Annotated in this window: 13 protein-coding genes; 9 read left to right on the top strand and 4 right to left on the bottom strand. The window is 72.1% G+C overall.

Annotation, left to right across the window (positions count from 1 at the left end; genetic code table 11):
• The first annotated feature begins 65 nt into the window (after positions 1 to 65).
• Positions 66 to 2216, top strand: a complete 2151-nt coding sequence (locus ABCQ75_RS12750; RefSeq protein WP_345885748.1) for an acyltransferase family protein — start codon at positions 66 to 68, stop codon at positions 2214 to 2216.
• A 100-nt stretch (positions 2217 to 2316) separates the two neighbouring features.
• On the opposite strand, the gene ABCQ75_RS12745 is transcribed toward ABCQ75_RS12750, so the two are convergent.
• Entirely contained in the window at positions 2317 to 4218 is a 1902-nt protein-coding gene (locus ABCQ75_RS12745; RefSeq protein WP_345885747.1) for a S8 family serine peptidase, read from the bottom strand.
• A 240-nt stretch (positions 4219 to 4458) separates the two neighbouring features.
• Here ABCQ75_RS12745 and ABCQ75_RS12740 point away from each other — a divergent pair, with 240 nt between their 5' ends.
• From ABCQ75_RS12740 to ABCQ75_RS12710, 7 genes are all read left to right on the top strand, one after another.
• A complete protein-coding gene (locus ABCQ75_RS12740; protein WP_345885746.1) occupies positions 4459 to 5595 on the top strand; it encodes a GuaB3 family IMP dehydrogenase-related protein in 1137 nt (378 codons plus the stop codon).
• 260 nt (positions 5596 to 5855) lie between these two features.
• Positions 5856 to 7577: a glycerol-3-phosphate dehydrogenase/oxidase gene (locus tag ABCQ75_RS12735; RefSeq protein WP_345885745.1), complete on the top strand. Its 1722-nt coding sequence runs from the start codon at positions 5856 to 5858 to the stop codon at positions 7575 to 7577.
• A gap of 4 nt (positions 7578 to 7581) precedes the next feature.
• Complete coding sequence (locus ABCQ75_RS12730; RefSeq protein ID WP_345885744.1) at positions 7582 to 8076, top strand: PTS sugar transporter subunit IIA; 495 nt, start codon at positions 7582 to 7584, stop codon at positions 8074 to 8076.
• 135 nt (positions 8077 to 8211) lie between these two features.
• Positions 8212 to 9102: an SURF1 family protein gene (locus tag ABCQ75_RS12725; RefSeq protein WP_345885743.1), complete on the top strand. Its 891-nt coding sequence runs from the start codon at positions 8212 to 8214 to the stop codon at positions 9100 to 9102.
• A complete protein-coding gene (locus ABCQ75_RS12720) occupies positions 9099 to 9587 on the top strand; it encodes a DUF3817 domain-containing protein (protein ID WP_345885742.1) in 489 nt (162 codons plus the stop codon). The genes ABCQ75_RS12725 and ABCQ75_RS12720 overlap by 4 nt, the downstream gene beginning before the upstream one ends.
• A gap of 146 nt (positions 9588 to 9733) precedes the next feature.
• Complete coding sequence (gene guaA / locus ABCQ75_RS12715; protein WP_345885741.1) at positions 9734 to 11344, top strand: glutamine-hydrolyzing GMP synthase; 1611 nt, start codon at positions 9734 to 9736, stop codon at positions 11342 to 11344.
• Between the two features lie 126 nt (positions 11345 to 11470).
• A complete protein-coding gene (locus tag ABCQ75_RS12710) occupies positions 11471 to 15853 on the top strand; it encodes a DUF4011 domain-containing protein (protein ID WP_427916099.1) in 4383 nt (1460 codons plus the stop codon).
• Here ABCQ75_RS12710 and ABCQ75_RS12705 read toward each other — a convergent pair.
• The 3 genes from ABCQ75_RS12705 to ABCQ75_RS12695 all read right to left on the bottom strand — a co-directional run bounded on the left by ABCQ75_RS12705 (position 15822) and on the right by ABCQ75_RS12695 (position 17850).
• Entirely contained in the window at positions 15822 to 16577 is a 756-nt protein-coding gene (locus tag ABCQ75_RS12705; protein WP_345885740.1) for an SAF domain-containing protein, read from the bottom strand. The genes ABCQ75_RS12710 and ABCQ75_RS12705 overlap by 32 nt on opposite strands.
• A 164-nt stretch (positions 16578 to 16741) precedes the next feature.
• Positions 16742 to 17032 carry an FmdB family zinc ribbon protein gene (locus ABCQ75_RS12700; protein ID WP_345885739.1) on the bottom strand — a complete coding sequence of 97 codons (291 nt, stop codon included), beginning with the start codon at positions 17030 to 17032 and terminating at the stop codon, positions 16742 to 16744.
• A gap of 176 nt (positions 17033 to 17208) precedes the next feature.
• The gene (locus ABCQ75_RS12695; RefSeq protein WP_345885738.1) at positions 17209 to 17850 is read right to left on the bottom strand and encodes a 5-formyltetrahydrofolate cyclo-ligase; all 642 of its coding nucleotides are present in this window, start codon (positions 17848 to 17850) and stop codon (positions 17209 to 17211) included.
• 61 nt (positions 17851 to 17911) lie between these two features.
• On the opposite strand from ABCQ75_RS12695, the gene galU reads away from it, so the two are divergent.
• Complete coding sequence (gene galU, locus ABCQ75_RS12690; protein WP_345885737.1) at positions 17912 to 18832, top strand: UTP--glucose-1-phosphate uridylyltransferase GalU; 921 nt, start codon at positions 17912 to 17914, stop codon at positions 18830 to 18832.

Genomic DNA, 18832 nt, shown 5'->3' with positions numbered 1-18832 from the left:
TAGGCTTTCGGGGGCCTTTTCCGGCCCGCATGCCCGTACAAGCGAGCCCCGAGGATCCTCCGCGCGTGACCATCGCACTCTCCCCAGCCCGGCCTGATGTCCACGCCAGCGGCCGCGCCCGCCGCACTGCTGAGCCAGCCCATGGTATCCGTGGCGACATCCAGGGCCTCCGTGCCCTCGCGGTGGCCCTCGTCGTGGTGTACCACCTCTGGCCCCACCGGCTGACCGGGGGATTCGTCGGGGTCGACGTGTTCTTCGTCATCTCCGGCTTCCTCATCACCTCGCACATCGTCGAGAACCCGCCGGCGACATGGCGGGACCTCGTGGCCTTCTGGGGGAAGCGTGTTCGCCGGCTCCTCCCTGCCTCGCTCCTCGTCCTCGCGGTGACCGCGGTGGCGACGAGGCTCCTCGCGCCGTCCTCCCGCTGGGAGGACATCGCGGCGCAGACCATCTCGGCCGCCCTCTATGTGCAGAACTGGGCCCTGTCCGTGAGCTCGGTCGACTACCTTGCGGCTGAGAACGCGCCCTCCCCGGTCCAGCACTTCTGGTCCCTGTCCGTCGAGGAGCAGTTCTACCTCCTCTGGCCGGTCCTGTTCCTCGTGGTCTTCGCGCTCAGCGCGCGGTGGGGGATGCGCCGGCTCCGGGCCTCGGGGATCGCCCTCGGCGTGGTCTTCGCGGCGTCGCTTGCCTACTCGGTCTACGCCACCGCCCAGACTCCGCCGAGCGCCTACTTCGTCACGCCGACCCGTGTCTGGGAGCTGGCCCTCGGCGGGCTCGTCGCCGTCGCCGTCGCCGCCCGGGGGAGGCGCAGCCTTCGGGGCGGGCATGCGGCGAGTGCCCGCGCCGGGGACACCGCCGTCGTCTGGGCCGGCCTCGCGTGCATCCTCGCCGCCGCCGTCCTGTACACGGGCAGGACCCCTTTCCCCGGCTACACCGCCCTCCTTCCCGTCCTCGGGGCCGCCGCGGTGATCTGGGGCGACGCTCCCCGGCACGGGTTCTCGCCAGCCCCGCTCATGGGGCTGCGGCCCGTCCGCTTCCTCGGGGACATCTCCTACTCGGTGTACCTGTGGCACTGGCCGCTCATCGCCCTCGTGCCCTTTGTGAGCGGAGGGAGCCTCGGACCGCTCGACAAGGCGGCAATCCTCGTCGCCACCCTCTGCCTCGCCTGGCTCACCAAGACGTTCGTCGAGGACCGCCTGCGCCGTGCGCCGCGGCGTCGCCCGGTGTTGCTGACCTTCGGACCGGCAGCCATCGCGACCGCGCTCGTCGTCGGCCTCGCGTGGGGCCAGATCGCGGAGGTGCGGGCGAGCAGCGAAGCCTCCGCCCAGGCCGCCGCGGACCTCGCCGACGGCGCATGCTTCGGTGCAGCGGCGCTCGCAGACGGGGCAGATGGCTGTTCAAAGGAGCCGTCCGGGCCTGTGGTCCCGGTCCCGGAGGCCGCCGTCGCCGACCGCTCCGACGCCTACGAGGACGGGTGCTGGGCCCAGGAGCCCGACTTCGCCGAGCGCCCCGTGTGCACGTACGGCGACGGCCCCACCCGCGTGGCACTCGTGGGGAACTCCCACGCCGGCCAGTGGCTCCCTGCGCTCCAGAAGCTCGCCGAGGAGCGCGGGTGGACCATCACCACCTACCTCGCCTCCGCGTGCAATGCCACCGATGCCACGCTGACCTTCGCCACGGCGACTGCCACCCAGGGCTGCCGCGCCTGGGGCCAGTGGGCGCTCGAGCAGACGAAGGGGACCGCGTACGACCTCGTGGTGACCTCCGAGCGCGTTGCGCGCCCCGTGGCCGGGGTGCCGGCCGGCGCGGCGAACCTCGCAGCGGCCAGGAAGGCCTATGCGGGCTACCTCGCGAAGTGGGCGGAGTCCGGCACCCGCGTCCTCGTGCTCAAGGACACGCCCAACGCCCAGGCCACCGCGGGACCTGTGCCGGACTGCGTCGCGCTCAACGAGGACGATCTGGCCGCATGCTCCGGGACCGCCGCGCAGTGGCGCCAGCCGGACCCGCTCTTCGAGGCGGCGAAGGCGGCCCCGTCCGCAGGTCCCAGGGGGATCTCCACCGCGGACCTGGACCGCTACTTCTGCTCGGACGGCCGGTGCCACAGCGTGATCGGCAAGGTGGTGGTGTACTTCGACGGGCACCACATGACCGCGACTTACTCCCGCACCCTCGCGCCCTACCTGGGCAGCGCCGTCGAGCGCGCGCTGGAAGGCTAGCGGCGCGAACCGGCCACCCGTCCAAGCACGCGACGGCCCCCGCCGGGACAGGGCGGGGGCCGTCGTCGTGCTCGGGCCTCGGCGTGCTGGGGCCGGCGCCTCAGCCCACGGTGAGCGAGGTGCTGTCGATCCGGAACACGGTGGCCACGGAGGAGTCCTCCACGCCGAGGAACCTCAGCGTGACGGTCTTGCCCGTGAACTGGGACAGGTTGAGGGACTTGGCCGCATAGGCGGTGTTCTTCTCCCTGTTCGAGTAGGTGGCCAGTGTCGTGGTCGTGGAGCCGTCGATCACCTGGACCCTGAGCGTGTCGTAGGCGTAGGCAGTGCCCTCGTTGCTCGCGATCCGCAGCTGGAAGCCGAGGGTCGCGGAGGAGCCGGCCGGGACCGTGACCTGCTGGTCGAGGGTGTAGGTCGTGGACTTGCCCCACCCGTTCAGGGCTGCATAGCCGCTGCCCTCGTAGGCGTTGGCGCCGCTCTCGAAGGTGTCGGCGTAGTTCGAGCTCCATGAGGTGCCCCCGGACTCGAAGCCGGGGTTGAGCAGGAGGTTTCCAGACGGCGGGGGAGTGCTCCCGCCGCCGAGGAGCGCCATCGTGGCGGTGGCGTCGGAGAGGCCGGCGCCGCAGCCCAGCGAGCATCCGGCCGGCATGGCCCGGGTGCCCTGCTTGAGCGTGGACTCGACCTGGGACGGGGAGAGCGAGGGGTCCCGGGACTTCATGAGCGCGGCGAGGCCCGCGACGTGCGGCGTGGCCATGGACGTGCCCTGGTAGAACGCGTAGCCCGCGCCGGCCGGCGTGCTGGTGCCGGTGTTGAGGGTCGAGAGGATCCCGCCGCCGGAGGTGCGCACGTCGCCGCCGGGGGCTGTGAGGTCAACGGCCGAGCCGTAGTTGGAGTAGTAGGAGAGGCCGCCGCTGGGGTTGCTCGCGGCCACGGTGACGACGTTGGAGCAGTTGGCCGGGCGCACGTTGGCCGCGTTCTGGGCCTCGTTGCCGGCCGCGACCACCACGGTGGTCCCTCGGGAGACCGCCGCGTTGATCGCGTTCTGGTACGTGGTGCCGCACGTTCCGCCGCCGCCCAGGCTCATGTTGATCGCCTGGGCCGGGTTGGCGTTCGCGGGGATGCCGGCGACGCTCCCGCCGGAGGCCCACACGATCGCGTCGGCGATGTCGGAGAGCATGCCGCCGCACTTGGCGAGGACGCGCACGGGGACCACCTTGGCGTCGGGGGCGACGCCGGCCACCCCCGTCGCATTGTTGGTCACTGCCGCGACCGTGCCCGACACATGGGTCCCATGCCAGGACGAGTTGGAGCCCTGGCTCTGGCCGCATTCGCCGGCTGCGTACCAGTCGCCCTCGTCGCGCGGGTTCGAGTCGCGGCCGTTGCCGTCCCGCGCGGCCGCGCTGTCGGAGACGAAGTCGTAGCCGCCCACCATGTTCGCGTCGAGGTCCGGGTGCGCAGTGATGCCCGTGTCGAGCACCGCCACCACCGCGCCGGTTCCCGTGGAGGTGTCCCAGGCGCCGGGGATGCGCATGCCATTGGGGCCCGTGAAGTCCCACTGCTCGCCGTAGCGCGGGTCGTTGGGGGAGAGGCTGGGCTTCATGAGGGCGTCCGGCTCGACATACTCGAGCGCCCCGGAGGCCGCGAACTCGCTCATGAAGGAGCGCGCGTCGGCGGCGCCGAGCGCGCGGTCGAGCCGGATGAGCGTGGCCCCGGTCGCAAGGGTGCGCACCTCCTTGGCGGCGACGCCGTGCTTCTGGGCCGCCTTCTGCCACGCCATGGCCCGGGCGGCGGGGGTGGCGCCGGCTGCGCCGGGCCGGTACTGGGCAATGAACTGCGTGTACTGCTCGCCGTCCAGCGCGTTCTGGGTGAACGCGGTCGACGGCGGGGTCCCCGCGCCCGGGTCGGGCGCGGCGGTGCTGGGCGCGGCGCCGAGGGCCGCCGTGACGATGACTGCTGCCAGCGAGAGTGCGAGGGATCTGCGCATTCTCTTCGCGGTGTTCCCCATGGGTTCTCCTCGTCTTCCGGCGCGGGGGGCCGCCCCGGAGGGTTGGTGTGGGGGTGCTGCGGCTGCGGGGCCATCCCGCATCCGGGAGTAATCTATGAGCTCTGTCACAATCCGTAAAGCGTATGCTTCAGATGCGAGCACATCTCCCGACTCCCATTGTCACGTCTTCGTCACGTCAAGTCACCCCCTGCGCGATCCCGTCCGGGGCCAGCGCAGGGCACGTCCCGTAAGCTAGGGGCCGTGACTTACGAGATCGAGATCGGCCGCGGCAAGCGCGGGCGCCGTGCCTACTCCCTGGACGACATCGCGATTGTCCCGAACCGCCGCACCCGCGACCCCGAGGACGTCTCGGTGGCCTGGCAGATCGATGCGTACCGTTTCGAGATGCCCGTCATTGCCGCACCCATGGACTCGGTCATGTCCCCCGCGACGGCCATCGCGCTGGGCCGTCTCGGCGGCCTCGGCGTCCTGGACCTCGAGGGCCTGTGGACCCGCTACGACGATCCGGAGCCGGTGCTCGAGGAGATCTCCGCGCTCGAGGGCGGCCCCACCAGCCCTGCCGTGACGCGCAGGCTCCAGGAGCTGTACTCCGAGCCGGTCCAGCCCGAGCTCATCACTGCCCGTCTGGCCGAGATCCGCGCGTCGGGCGTCACCGTCGCGGGCGCGCTCACGCCCTCCGGCACGGTCCAGCACTACAAGACCGTCCTCGCCGCGGGCGTGGACGTCTTCGTGATCCGCGGCACCACCGTCTCCGCCGAGCACGTCTCGAAGAACCAGGAGCCGCTGAACCTCAAGAAGTTCATCTACGAGCTCGACGTCCCCGTGATCGTCGGCGGCGCGGCCGGCTATACCCCCGCGCTGCACCTCATGCGCACCGGCGCGGCCGGCGTGCTCGTCGGGTTCGGCGGGGGTGCCACCACCACCACGCGCCGCGCCCTCGGGATCCACTCGCCGCTCGCCTCCGCGATCAGCGACGTCGCCGCGGCCCGCCGCGACTACATGGACGAGTCGGGCGGCCGGTACGTGCACGTCATCGCCGACGGCGGGATGGGAACCTCGGGAGACCTCGTCAAGGCCATCGCGATGGGCGCGGACGCCGTCATGCTCGGCTCCGCCCTCGCCCGCGCCGACGAGGCGCCGGGCCGCGGCTGGCACTGGGGCGCCGAGGCGCACCACCCTGAGACCCCCCGCGGCGAGCGCGCCCGCGTCGGCACGGTCGGCCCCATGGAGGAGGTCCTCTTCGGTCCCGGCCACCAGGCGGATGGCACGAGCAACCTCATCGGCATGCTGCGCCGCTCCATGGCGACCACGGGCTACTCGGACCTCAAGGAGTTCCAGCGGGTCGACGTCGTCGTCTCGCCGTACGCGGGCCGCTAGGGGCGCAGCCGGGTGTTCCTCCGGCGCACGACGCCGGCACTCGCCTCGCGCGCGCGGCGTCCCCTCCCACGGTGTCGCGCCACAGAGCCGCACGACGCCGGCACTCGCCTCGCGCCCGCGATGTCCCCTCCCGCGCGCGGGGCCGCGCCGATGCGTCCTCGCCACGGGCGGGGGGCCATGCCTAGACTCGTGAGCACGCGGCGAGAGGCGCCGCCCGAGGGGCCGACGGGCCCGAGGGTGCACACCAGGATGGGGCAGCGATGACCGGGCAGCTGAGTCCAGAGTTCCGTGAGGAGTCGATCGCGCGGATGCGCGCAAGCGCCGAGGCCGGCCGCGAGCTCGACGTCCTGATTGTGGGCGGGGGGATCGTGGGCGCCGGAGCCGCGCTCGACGCCGCCTCTCGAGGGCTCGACGTGGGCATCGTCGAGGCCCGCGACTGGGCCTCGGGCACCTCCTCGCGCTCCTCGAAGCTCATCCACGGCGGCCTGCGCTACCTCGAGATGCTGGACTTCGGCCTCGTCCAGGAGGCCCTCAAGGAGCGGGGCCTGCTCCTGCAGAAGATCGCCCCGCACCTCGTGCGCCCCGTGCCTTTCCTGTACCCCCTGACGCGCCGCTTCTGGGAGCGCCCCTACGTGGGCCTGGGCATGCTGCTCTACGACACGCTGGGCCTCACGAGCGGCCACGCCAATGGCGTTCCGTTCCACAAGCACCTGTTCCGGCGGGGCACGCTGCGCGCCGCCCCGAGCCTGCGGCCGGATGCCATGATCGGCGCGGTCCGGTACTACGACGCCCAGGTGGACGACGCGCGCATGGTCGCCGCCCTCGTCCGCACTGCCGTGCACTACGGGGCGCACGCGGCCAACCGCGTCGCCGTGGTGGACTTCCTCCGCGAGGGCGAGCGGGTGGTCGGGGCGAAGGTCAAGGACCAGGAGAGCGGCAGCGAGTTCCGGGTGCGGGCCAAGCAGGTCATCAACGCCACGGGCGTGTGGACGGACGAGACCCAGGCCATGGTCACCGACCGCGGCCAGCTCAAGGTCCGGGCGTCCAAGGGCATCCACCTGGTGGTGCCCCGGGACCGCTTCCAGTCCACCGTGGGCCTCATCCTCCGCACCGAGAAGTCCGTCCTGTTCGTGATCCCGTGGGGCCGGCACTGGATCATCGGCACCACGGACACGGACTGGAAGCTCGACAAGGCCCATCCCGCGGCCTCGAGCAAGGACATCGACTACGTGCTCGAGCGCGTGAACACCGTGCTCCGGCGCCCGCTCACGCGCGAGGACGTCGAGGGCGTCTACGCGGGCCTCAGGCCGCTCCTCGCGGGCGAGAGCGACTCGACGGCGAAGCTCAGCCGGGAACACGTCGTCGCCCATCCCGTGCCGGGACTCGTGGTGGTGGCCGGCGGCAAGTACACCACGTACCGGATCATGGCCCGGGACGCCGTGGACGAGGCGACGCGCGCCATGGACGAGCGCGTCCCGGCCTCGTGCACCGACCGCGTCCCGCTCCTGGGGGCGGAGGGGTTCCGGGCCGTGTGGAACCGGAGGCAGCGGCTGGCCCAGTCCGCGGGGATCCACGTGGCGCGGGCCGAGCACCTGCTCCAGCGCTACGGCTCGCTCGCGGGCGAGGTCCTGGACCTGATCCGCTCACGCCCGGAGCTCGCCGAGCCCCTCCCCGGCGCGGACGACTACCTCGGGGCCGAGGCCGTCTACGCGACCACGCACGAGGGCGCGCGCCATGTCGAGGACGTCCTCACCCGGCGCACGCGCATCTCGATCGAGGCCTGGGACCGCGGCGTCTCTGCCGCCCCCGTCGTCGCGGACCTCATGGCGCCGCTCCTGGGCTGGAGCAGTGCCCAGCGCGACGCCGAGGTGGCGCACTACCTGGCCCGCGTCGAAGCCGAGCGCCTGAGCCAGCAGCAGCCGGACGACGAGTCCGCGGACGCGGCGAGGATGGGTGCCGAGGACATCGTGCCGGTAAGGTGATCCCATGCCCCAGCCCGGACCGTTCGACCGCTATGACGCCCAGCTGACGACCCCCGGCCTCGTGGTCCTCGAGATGGTCGCGCAGGACCGGACGGACGCCGCCCGCCAGCTCGCAGAGCGGCTCGAGGCCGAGGGGCGCATCGACGACCTCGCCGCCTTCCTCGCGGACGTCGGCGCCCGCGAGCACCAGCTGGCCACGGGCCTCCCGGGCGGGATCGGGCTCCCGCACGCCCGGAGTGTGCATGTCACGCGGCCCTCGATCGCCGTGGGCGTGGCCAAGTACGGCCATCCCGTGGACTTCGGCGCGGCGGACGGCCCGGCACACGTCGTCCTCCTCATAGCGACCCCCGCCTCCTCGTACTCGGACCATCTCGAGGTCCTCGCGACCCTAGCGCGCTCGCTCTCCAAGGACGGCTTCCGCGAGTCCCTCCGGCGTGCAGGGGACGCGGGGATCATCTCCGAGCTCATCAACTCTTCGCTCGTCTTCGCCGACCACTGACCCTTGTGGGGTCCCGTCCCCTCCGTTGTGGGGTCCGGTCCCCTCGGTTGTGGGGTCCGGTCCCCCGATCCCGCGCCCGATCCTGCGCGGGCGCCCGTTTGCGTTTTCTACAGCGTGTCGGAGTACCGTTGAGTCGTGCTCCGGACCGCTCTGAAACCCCAGTGGATCGCCGCGCTCCTCGGAGCGCTCGTGGTCTCCGGCGTCTTCGTCCTCCTGAGCCAGTGGCAGTTCTCGCGCTCGGTCACCGAGGCCCCGCCCGTGGTCCGCAGCACCGAGGAGGTGCGGCCGCTCACCGATGTCCTCGAGCCCGGCCAGCCCTTCACGGCCCAGGTCGCAGACCAGATGGTGGGCGCCCGGGGGTCCTTCGACGCGTCGCGCCAGGTGCTCGTCCGCGACCGCCTCCAGGACGGGCGTGCGGGCTGGTGGGTGGTCACCGCCTTCACGGTCGACGGCGCACCCTCCGTGGGAGGTGAGTCCGGCGTCGTGATCCCCGTGGCGCGCGGCTGGGTGCCCTCGCCCGAGGAGGCCGACCCGCCGCCGTCGGGCATCCTCGAGCTCACCGGGCGGCTTCTTCCCTCGGAAGGTCCCGAGCCCGGGCGGGACCTCGCCCCGGGGCAGGTCGCAACCCTCTCCGTCGCGCAGCTCGTGAACCTGTGGGATGCGCCGAGCTACACGGGCTTCATCGCCTCGATGTCCGAGGAGGGACCAGACGGGGACGTCTCCGCGGCAGCAGGGTCGGGCGCTCTCGAGCCCCTCACGATCGCCCCGCAGCCGATCGAGCAGCCGGTGAACTGGCTCAACATCTTCTACGCAGTCGAATGGGTGGTCTTCGCCGGTTTCGCCGTCTTCCTGTGGTGGCGCCTCGTCCGTGACGACTGGGTGCGGACCCAGGAGGCCCTCGCCGACGAGGCGGAGGCCCGCGAAGCGGAGGCGCGCGCGGCCGGCACCCAGCCATCCAGCACCCCTCACCGAACCGACCCGGAAGCCCAAGAAGCACCGGAAGAGAACAGCAGAGGACTCCAGTGATCGATCCCCAGCCGGCCATGGGCCGCAGCACCCCCTCCAAGCGCCGGTTCGGCGGCACGGTCGCCCAGATCCGCTCCGCGCTCACCGCCTACCGCGTCCTCGCCTGGTCCACGGGCGCCATGCTCCTGCTCCTGTGCGCCGAGATGGTCGCGAGGTACGCGTTCGGCAAGTTCCTCTACGCCGGGGGCACGGATGCGTTCACAGGGGAGCCGTTCGCCTTCGGCCTCGCGGACGCCGAGCCGGCGGGGGTTGTGGGGGGAGCCAATCTCTCGGTGGCCATCCTCATCGTCCACGGCTGGATGTACGTCGTGTACCTCCTGACGTGCTTCCGGCTCTGGTCTCTCATGCGCTGGCCGTTCCTGCGGTTCGTCCTCATGGCCCTCGGCGGCGTGGTGCCGCTCCTGAGCTTCTTCGTGGAGCGCCGCGAGCACGCCGAGGCCGAGCGCGAGCTCGAGGCCCACCCCGAGGCCGCCGCCGGCTTCTGAGCCCTCGCGTGGCCACCTCTCGCCTGCCGCGTGGCCACCTCTGGCCTGCCGCGTGGCCACCCGCGCCCCCTGCACGCGGTGCATCGGGCTGAGGTGCGGGCCACACGCCGGGCCGACGCCGCGCGCAGTCCGGTAGGCTTGATCAGGTGACTACAGCTTCCCAGACCGCCTCTCAGGCCGCGGGCGCGCAGACCGCCCACCGGCCGGTTCTGGTGGTGGACTACGGTGCCCAGTACGCGCAGCTCATCGCCCGCCGCGTGCGCGAGGCCAAGGTGTACTCGGAGATCGTCCCCCACACCTTCACCACCGAGCAGATCCTCGCCAAGAAGCCCGCCGCGATCATCCTCTCGGGCGGTCCCTCGAGCGTGTACGCCGAGGGTGCACCGCGCGTAGGTGCGGACCTTTTCGAGGCCGGCGTCCCGGTCTTCGGCATCTGCTATGGCTTCCAGGCGATGGCCAATGCCCTCGGTGGAAAGGTCGCTCGGACCGGCCTGCGCGAGTACGGGGCCACCGTGACCACAGCGGTCGGCGAGCCCGGTTCCCTGCTCGCCGGCGTCCCCGCCGAGCAGAGCACGTGGATGAGCCACGGCGACTCGGTCCACGAGGCGCCCGCGGGCTTCGAAGTCCTCGCGACGACCGCGGGCGCCCCTGTGGCGGCGTTCGTCAACCGCGAGAAGGCCCTCGGCGGAGTGCAGTGGCACCCCGAGGTCAAGCACTCTGCGTTCGGGCAGAAGGTCCTGGAGAACTTCCTCTTCGAGGTCGCCGGCCTGGAGCCCAACTGGACCACGGGCAACATCGTCGAGGAGCAGGTCGAGCGGATCCGCGAGCAGATCGGTGACGCACGCGTCATCTGCGGTCTCTCGGGCGGTGTCGACTCCGCAGTCGCGGCCGCGCTCGTCCAGCGCGCCGTCGGCGACCAGCTCACGTGCGTGTTCGTCGACCACGGCCTGCTCCGCGAGGGCGAGGCCGAGCAGGTCGAGCGGGACTACGTCGCCGCGACCGGTGTGAACCTGTACGTCGCGAACGAGCAGGAGCGGTTCCTCAGCGCCCTTGCCGGCGTCTCGGACCCGGAGCAGAAGCGCAAGATCATCGGCCGCGAGTTCATCCGTGCCTTCGAGGAGGCGGAGCGGGCCATCATCGCCGAGGCGAAGGCCGCGGGCGAGCAGATCAAGTTCCTCGTCCAGGGCACCCTCTACCCGGATGTCGTCGAGTCGGGCGGCGGCGAGGGCACCGCGAACATCAAGAGCCACCACAACGTGGGCGGCCTTCCCGAGGACCTGCGCTTCGAGCTCGTCGAGCCCCTGCGTGCCCTCTTCAAGGATGAGGTCCGCGCCGTCGGCCGTCAGCTCGGCCTCCCCGAGGTGATCGTCGGACGGCAGCCGTTCCCGGGCCCGGGCCTGGGCATCCGGATTGTCGGCGAAGTCACGGCCGAGCGGCTCGAGATCCTGCGCAAGGCCGATGCGATCGGCCGTGCCGAGCTCACTGCCGCAGGCCTCGACAACGAGGTGTGGCAGATGCCTGTCGTCCTGCTCGCCGACGTGCGCAGCGTGGGCGTCCAGGGCGACGGCCGCACGTACGGCCACCCGATCGTGCTCCGTCCCGTCTCGAGCGAGGACGCCATGACGGCGGACTGGTCGCGCCTGCCGTACGAGCTGCTCGCGAAGATCTCCAACCGCATCACGAATGAGGTGGACGGCGTCAACCGCGTGGTGCTGGACGTGACCAGCAAGCCGCCGGGAACGATCGAGTGGGAGTAGCCGCTGCGGCACTCTCATGAGCGAGACGGCCGGGGCCCAGGAATGGGCCCCGGCCGTTCGGCTATTTCGGGAGTCCCCAGCGTTGCTCCCCGCTGGAGCGGGATGGGACAGGCTAACCTCGACACTATGCCGAGATGGTCCACAGGCCGGCGGGCAGTCGCCCTCGCCGAAGCGGAGGAGAACACGGACGTGTCCGAGACGACGACAGGCGAGGCCGACGGCCGGCTCGCAGGCTGGCTGTCGCGGCTGCCTGGTGTGACCGGGCCGGACACCATGCTGGCCTTCCACCCCTTGCCTGAGGGCAGCATCGACCTCACGCACGGGCACGCCTCGGGCCTCGCCCAGCTGCTGGCAGGGCGCCGGACCCGGCTCTCGACGCTCCTGCGCGACCGGCAGGACTACACGGTGGCCGCCCGTGCCGCCCGAAGTCTCCGCGCCAAGTCCTACGAGCTCGCCAACGAGCGTGGTGTGGAGGCAGGCCACCTCGCCGCCGGCCTCGCGACCTGGACCTCTGCTGTGGGCGGCCGCCCGCGTCGCGTCAGCGCCCCTGTCCTCCTCGCCGCCGTCGCGCTCACGGTGCGTCCTGAGCAGGACGACTTCGAGCTCAAGCTCACCGAGCAGGCCCGCATCAACCCCGCCCTCGTGCGCCATCTCCGGTCGGTCCACGGGCTCACGGTCGAGGCCGCCGCGATCGAGCGCATGGCATACAGCACGGCTCGTTTGGACCCGCAGCCCGTCCTCGAGCGCGTCCGGGCGCTCATCGCGGGGATCCCGGGCGCCGACGTCGAGCCGCGGCTGCTCGTCTCCACCTTCGCCGACCTCGAGGAATCGCTCGACGACCCCTCGATCGCGGCGGGGCATCCTGTCATCACGGCGCTCGCTGCGGCGGACAGCGCCGTGTACCCGGCGCCGGCGCCCATCGACGCGCTGCGTTTCCCGCCGGTCGACGAACGCGATCCTGCCGACGAGTTCCTCGTCCTCGACGCCGATGAGGACCAGCAGCTCGTGGTCGATGCGGTGCGCGCGGGGGAATCCCTCGTGGTCGAGGCGCCGCCGGGAACGGGCCAGACGCAGACAGCAGTGAACGCCCTCGCCACGCTGGTCGAGTCCGGCAAGTCCGTGCTCGTCGTCGCCGAGCGCCGCGCGAGCCTCGCCGAACTGCACCGCGTCTGCGGGTCGCTGGGGCTCGGCTCCCTCGTCCTCGAGCTCGGCGGCACGGTGGGCGCCGGGCAGCTGCGCCAGCAGCTGGTCCGCGCGATCGTGCGCAACGAGAAGGCCGAGGAGCCTCGGCTCGAAGGCGTGTACCGCGTGCTGCGGGAGCGCCGCCACCAGCTCACGGACCACGTCGCCTCGTTGCACAATGTGCGCGAGCGCTGGGGCTGCTCGCCCTATGAGGCGATGCAGTCCCTCGCCCGGCTCACCTCCCTGCACCCGGCACCTTCCACCACCGTGCGGCTCAAGCGGAGCGTGCTGGACAGCATCCGCAGCCGCGCCGAGCTCGCGGAGCGACTCCACAGGGCCGCGGAACTGGGCAGCTTCAGCCGCGAGACCGCCAGCAGCCCTTGGCAGGGCGCCCGCCTGCTGACCCGGCGCGAGACGGAGGACGCGCGAGAGCTCGCCGTCCAGCTCGTGGCGGAGATCCCGGCGCTCAGGGAGCGCATGGAAGCGGTGACCGAGCATGCCGAGATCCGCCTCGAGGAGACTGTCGGCGGCTGGGGCGAGCAGGTCGAGCTCCTCGTGGCGGTCCGCGAGAGCCTGGACAAGTTCACGCCGGACATCTTCGACCGCCCCGTGACCGACCTCATCGCCGCGACCGCCTCGTCCGCGTGGCGGCGCGAGCGGGGCATTGAGGTGACCACGATGCAGAGGTCGCGGCTGCGCCGTGTGGCGAAGGAGTACGTCCGTCCCGGGGTTCACCTCGCGGACCTGCACAGCTCCCTCATCCTCGTCCAGGAGCAGCGGGCACGCTGGTCCGAGTACGCCACCTCTGCACGCCACCCCTCGGTACCGTCGGGTCTGGCCGAGCTGCGGAGCGCCTATCATTCGGTCGAGAAGGGCCTTGCGCGCCTCGGTTCGATCCTCGCCCGCACGGAGGCGGGTGGAGCGCTCCTCACGGAGCCCGTGCGCCAGCTCGTGACACGCCTCAAGCGCCTCGCGGAGGACACCGGGTCCCTCAGGACGCTGCCGGAGCGCACACTCCTCGCCGACCAGCTGCGTGAGCGTGGTCTCGGCGAGCTCCTCGACGATCTGGCCAGGCGCGAGGTCCCGGCGGGGGTGGTCGAGGCCGAGCTCGAACTGGCTTGGTGGCAGTCGGTCCTCGAGGCGATGATCAGCGGCGACGACTACCTCGCGATGTCTGACGGCGAGCAGCTGCGGCAGGCCGAGTCCGAGTTCCGTCGTGCCGACCAGGCCCACATCCGCAGCGGAAGCGCCCGGCTGCGCTGGAAGCTCGCCCGCGAATGGGCTGAGGGCATTGCCCGCCACCAGCGGGAGGCAGATGCGCTCCGGGGCCTGCTCAAGGATGGCCGCGTCAGCCTCGCTGCCCTCGAGGTCCAGGCGCCGCGGCTCGTGCGCACACTCGTGCCGGTCTGGACCTGCAGTCCGTACGCCCTCTCCGCCGCTGTGCCGAAGGACCACCGCTTCGATGCGGTCCTGGTGCTCGACGCTGATTCGATGCCGCTGCGCGCTGCCCTCCCCGCCATCGGCCGTTCCACTCAGGTCGTTGCGTTCGGCGACACGCAGGTGGCCAACCCGCGGCCCTTCTCGGTGGCGGTCGCGCCGCCTGTGAGGGACAGGCCGACTGGCCCGGTCGAGAGCGCGATGGCGGGACTCGCCCGCGTGCTTCCGACCCTCTCGCTGACTACCCTCTACAGGGGCGTGGACGAGGACCTCGGCCACCAGCTCAGCCGGCGCTTCTATGGCGGCGGCCTCCGACGGCTGCCTGATGGCATGTCCGTCACGGGGCTGGACCGGCCGTTCGTCCTCGAGTACCTTGCGGACGGCACGGGTCTTCCCAGCGGCGACGACGGCGGGGTCGAGTCGGTGGCCGCCGAGGTGAATCGGGCCGTGGACCTCGTGTTCGAGCACGCCCGCACCAGACCCGGCACGTCGCTCGCAGTCATCACTGCGAGCTCCCATCATGCAGCCAGGGTGGGCGAGGCGATCCGCCTCCAGATGGCGAATCATCCGGACCTCGCCGGCTTCTTCAAGGGGGGCGAGGAGCCTTTCCGGGTTGTCCATCTGGACCGGGCCGGGGGACTCGTGCGGGACCACGTGATCTTCTCCCTCGGCTTCGGCCGGACCCCGCACGGGCGGGCGATGCACCACTTCGGCCCGCTCAGCGAGCCCGGAGGGCGCCGCCGATTCGCGCTCGCCATGACCCGGGCGAGGTCCACGATGCACGTGCTGAGCTGCTTCCAGCCCAGCGAGCTGGACCCGGCGCGCCTGAGCGAGGGCGCCCATGACTTCTACGAGCTCCTCGACCGCGAACTCGGAGGCAGCACGGAGCTGGGCACCCGCGCCACACGCGCAGCGGAGAGCGCGGAGGCGCTCGGAGCCGATCCGCTCGTGACCGATCTCGGGGACAGGCTCTCCTCGCGCGGTGCACGGGTGTGGCACCACTATGACGGCACGGTCGACCTTGCTGCAGCAATCGATCCCCTGCTCACCATGGGCCGTGACGAGCACGAGACGAGCGTTCCGGTCGCCATCGAGTCGGACGGCACGGAACGCTACCGGTGCCTCAGCGTCCGTGAGCGCACCCGGCAGCGGCCGCAGATGTTCGAGCGGCTCGGCTGGCGGCATGTGACGCTGTGGACCATCGAGGTCTTCACCGATCCGAGCGGTTGTGCCGAGATGATCGCGGACGAGCTCGGCCTCGAACTGCCCTCCGACGAGGGCGGCCCGGCGGGCTTCCTCCTCGGTCCCGCCACGGTGGGCGCACGCGCTGGCGCGGAGGGCTTCTTGCAGGCCGAGGGCCCCGGCGCGTCCCAGCCCGGCAGCCAGGACGGGTACGGCCCGGAGGAGGGCAGCCTGGACGGCAGCTGGCACGAGGGCGCCGATGGCCAAGAGGACGGCAGCGTGGAGTACGGCCTGGACGGCAGCTGGCACGAGGGCGCCGATGGCCAAGAGGACGGCAGCGGGGAGCACGGCCCGCGCGCCGAGCAGCAGGCGGGCAGCGGCCAGTTTGGGCAGGGCGCGGCCGACGCGCCCGGCGAGGGCATCCGTGAGGACTCCCAGGACGGAACGGACGGGCGAATGGACGGAACGGACGAGGGAACGGACGGGTCGGACGACGGCGCACAGGGCAGCACCGGGGACGGCGCAGCAAGCCCGCGGGGTGCCCGTGGCTCCCGGCGGGTGAGCGTGCCGGGAACCGGCCCCGAGGACGCAGACGGTCCTGAGACCGCTGTGCCTGGCGGTCAGGGCGAGGATTCCGGCAGCTGGCGGAACGGCGAGGACGCGCATGAGCGGTGGCTCAGGGAGCAGCGGCCGCCGCACTGGGGCTGACAGTGCGGGGACTGACAGTCCGGGCGCCGGCGCCGACGAGCATGACGAAGACCTTGCCGCGGGCTGAGGCCCCCGCGAGGCGCAGTGCCTGGTCCGAGGACGCCGCGACGACGAGGAGCCCCTCGGCCTCCGGTGTTCCCAGCCAGGGGCCAGCGGTGCCAGCCCCTCCCGCCTGAGGAGTCCAGAGGACGGGCACACCGGAGGCCAGCGCAACGCCCCCGCCAGACGGTCCGCCGGTATCCGGGGTGAGGACCAGGTCCACAAGCTGGCCGGGAGTGAGCAGCTCGAGCGACGCCGGGTCTGCCACCCGGACAGGAACGGCAGCCGTGCCGGGGGGAGCGCCGGTGAGCAGACCCGCGCCGACGATCGCGGCGTCTGTGAGGGCCTCGCCGCGGCGCACGGCGCCGGAAAGCCGTTGGCCCACGAGCGCGCTGGTGTCCGCTGAGGCGTGATCCGGCACGGCATCCGCGGGAAGGCGTGCAAGCCGGACGTCCCCGGCTCCCAGAGCGGCGCCGGCCGGGAGGTCACGTGCGGCCACTGCGACAGGGACCATGGCAGCCGACGGCGGGGTGAGCTGGTAGACCGCGGCCCCGACTGCCGTGCACGCGAGGGCGGCAGCGAGTGTCCGCCGACGGCGCTCGAGGAATCGCCGTAGGGGGGACCGTGGACGTGCAGGCCACGGAGACGTGCCGCGGGCGGGCCGGGTGCGGGAGAAGCGGTCCATGCTCCCGACGCTAGGCGTCCGCGGTACGCTGCGTGGGCGCGTCGGCTGCTATGTGGACGACACGCCCACGCCTTCACCTGTGGAGGGCAAGACCGCCGCAGCGGAGCGGAGTGGCAGCGCAGCCGAGGGGACCACGTGCCCGCGCCACGAGGCGCGTCGCCGGATCAGTTCGAGGCTGCGGCCGCCGCGGGCGCCGGAGCGGACTTCTCCGAGGACGAGGAGCCCGACGACGAGGCCGGCGCAGACGAACCCGAGGCGGAGGGGACGCTGCTCCCTCCGCTGCGGGAGTCCGTGCGGTAGAAGCCGCCGCCCTTGAACACGACGCCCACGCTGTTGAACTTCTTGCGCAGGGCTCCGGAGCACTCGGGGCAGACGGTCAGGGAATCGTCGCTGAAGGACTGGACGATCTCGAACGCGTGCGTGCAGTCCTTGCAGGCGTAGGCGTAGGTGGGCACGGGAACTCCTTGCTTGGCCGGGCAGAGGAGGCCTCGCCGCCGTCCCCAGCGCTCGCGCGGGAGCGCCGCGTGAGTCCGCGCAGCGTGCGGCACGCCGCCTCCGGGAATTGGCAGTGTTGGCCTCCGAGTGCCAATTCTAACAGCCGTGCCCCGGGCTCCATTCCCCAGGCCGCCGGTCAGCGGGAGCGCGCCCGGAGGTCGACGAGGCCCGCCGGAGTGATCGCGGCTCCCACCCGCCGGTCCAGAGGCTCGTCGGGGACGCCGCCTGCGGGGAGGAGCTCGTCGTCGAACACCACCGCGGCGGTGGGCACCTGCGTGCCGGCGGCGTCGAGGCGCGCGAGGAAGCGGTCGTAGTAGCCGCCGCCCTGCCCCAGCCGACGGCCCTCGGCGTCCAGCGCCGTCGCGGGCAGCAGGATCGCGGCGAGGGGCGCGCGCCCTTCCGCGGCATCGCCCGCGACGAGTCCGTCCGTGTCCAGCACGGGCCCCACGGGCTCCTGGACGGGCGCGAAGCGGCTGCGCTCGAAGGCGATCCGCGGGTGCCAGCGGACCCAGCCGAGGCCGCGGCCGGGGAGGCAGACGGGGAGCAGCACCCGGTAGCCGTCCTCGTGAAGGCCGGCCAGGAGGGCTGTGGTCGGGGGCTCGGCGCCGACGCCGAGATAGGCCGTGAGCGTTCCGCCCTCGGGAACGTGGCCGTGGGCCCAGAGCCGGCCGTGCACAGCGATCGGCGTGCCCGCCTGGGCGACGTCGGCGGCGCTGCGCGCACGGCGGCCAGCCCAGATCCGGGCACGGAGGGCAGACTTCAGCTCAGCAGTTTCCACGCGTCGACTCTAGCCAGCCCCAGCCCGGCCGCTCCACGGCGTGTCATATAGAGTGGCTGGCGTGTCTACCACTTCTGCAGTCAGAAAAGCCGTCATCCCCGTCGCCGGACTGGGCACCCGGTTCCTGCCGATGACGAAGGCGATGCCCAAGGAAATGCTTCCGGTCGTGGACAAGCCCGCGATCCAGTACGTGGTCGAGGAAGCGGTCTCCGTGGGCATCGACGACATCCTCATGATCACGGGCCGCAACAAGCGCGCCCTCGAGGACCACTTCGACCGGGTCCCCTCGCTCGAGGCGACCCTCGAGGAGAAGGGCGATGCGAAGAAGCTCGCCGCGATCCAGGAGTCGAACAACCTGGGCGACATCCACTACGTCCGCCAGGGCGACCCGAAGGGCCTCGGCCACGCCGTCCTGTGTGCCGAGCGCCATGTCGGCAACGAGCCGTTCGCCGTGCTCCTCGGCGACGACCTCATCGACGAGCGGGACCCGCTCCTCGGGGAGATGATCCGGGTCCAGAAGGAGACCGGCGGCTCGGTCGTGGCCCTCATGGAGGTCCCGCAGGAGACGATCTCCTCCTACGGCTGCGCAGACGTCACGGCCGTGGCGGGCGAGGACTACGTCCAGATCAACGGCCTCGTCGAGAAGCCGGACCCCGCGGACGCTCCCTCGAACCTCGCCATCATCGGCCGCTATGTCCTGCACCCCGCCGTGTTCGAGGTGCTGCGGGAGACTGCGCCGGGCCGCGGCGGCGAGATCCAGCTGACCGACGCGCTCCAGACCCTCGCGCGCCGCGAGGGCGAAGGCGGTGGCGTGTACGGCGTCGTCTTCCGGGGCCGCCGCTACGACACGGGGGACAAGCTCTCGTACCTCAAGGCCGTCGTGACCCTGGCCTGCGGCCGCGACGACTTCGGCAGCGACCTGCGCACGTGGCTCAAGGACTTCGTGGCGGACGGGGCCGAGGCCCCCGTCACTGAGCGCTGA

The sequence above is a fragment of the Sinomonas halotolerans genome (assembly GCF_039615075.1).
Classification (GTDB): domain Bacteria; phylum Actinomycetota; class Actinomycetes; order Actinomycetales; family Micrococcaceae; genus Sinomonas; species Sinomonas halotolerans.
Note: the sequence above shows the minus strand (reverse complement) of the source record. Positions and strands in the feature narration are given on the sequence as shown.

Excerpts from the sequence above, each read along its gene's own strand:
- ABCQ75_RS12745 (WP_345885747.1), bottom strand. The coding sequence starts at position 4,218 with ATGGGGAACACCGCGAAGAGAATGCGCAGATCCCTCGCACTCTCGCTG.
- ABCQ75_RS12735 (WP_345885745.1), top strand. The coding sequence starts at position 5,856 with ATGACCGGGCAGCTGAGTCCAGAGTTCCGTGAGGAGTCGATCGCGCGG.
- ABCQ75_RS12730 (WP_345885744.1), top strand. The coding sequence starts at position 7,582 with ATGCCCCAGCCCGGACCGTTCGACCGCTATGACGCCCAGCTGACGACC.
- ABCQ75_RS12710 (WP_427916099.1), top strand. The coding sequence starts at position 11,471 with ATGCCGAGATGGTCCACAGGCCGGCGGGCAGTCGCCCTCGCCGAAGCG.
- ABCQ75_RS12705 (WP_345885740.1), bottom strand. The coding sequence starts at position 16,577 with ATGGACCGCTTCTCCCGCACCCGGCCCGCCCGCGGCACGTCTCCGTGG.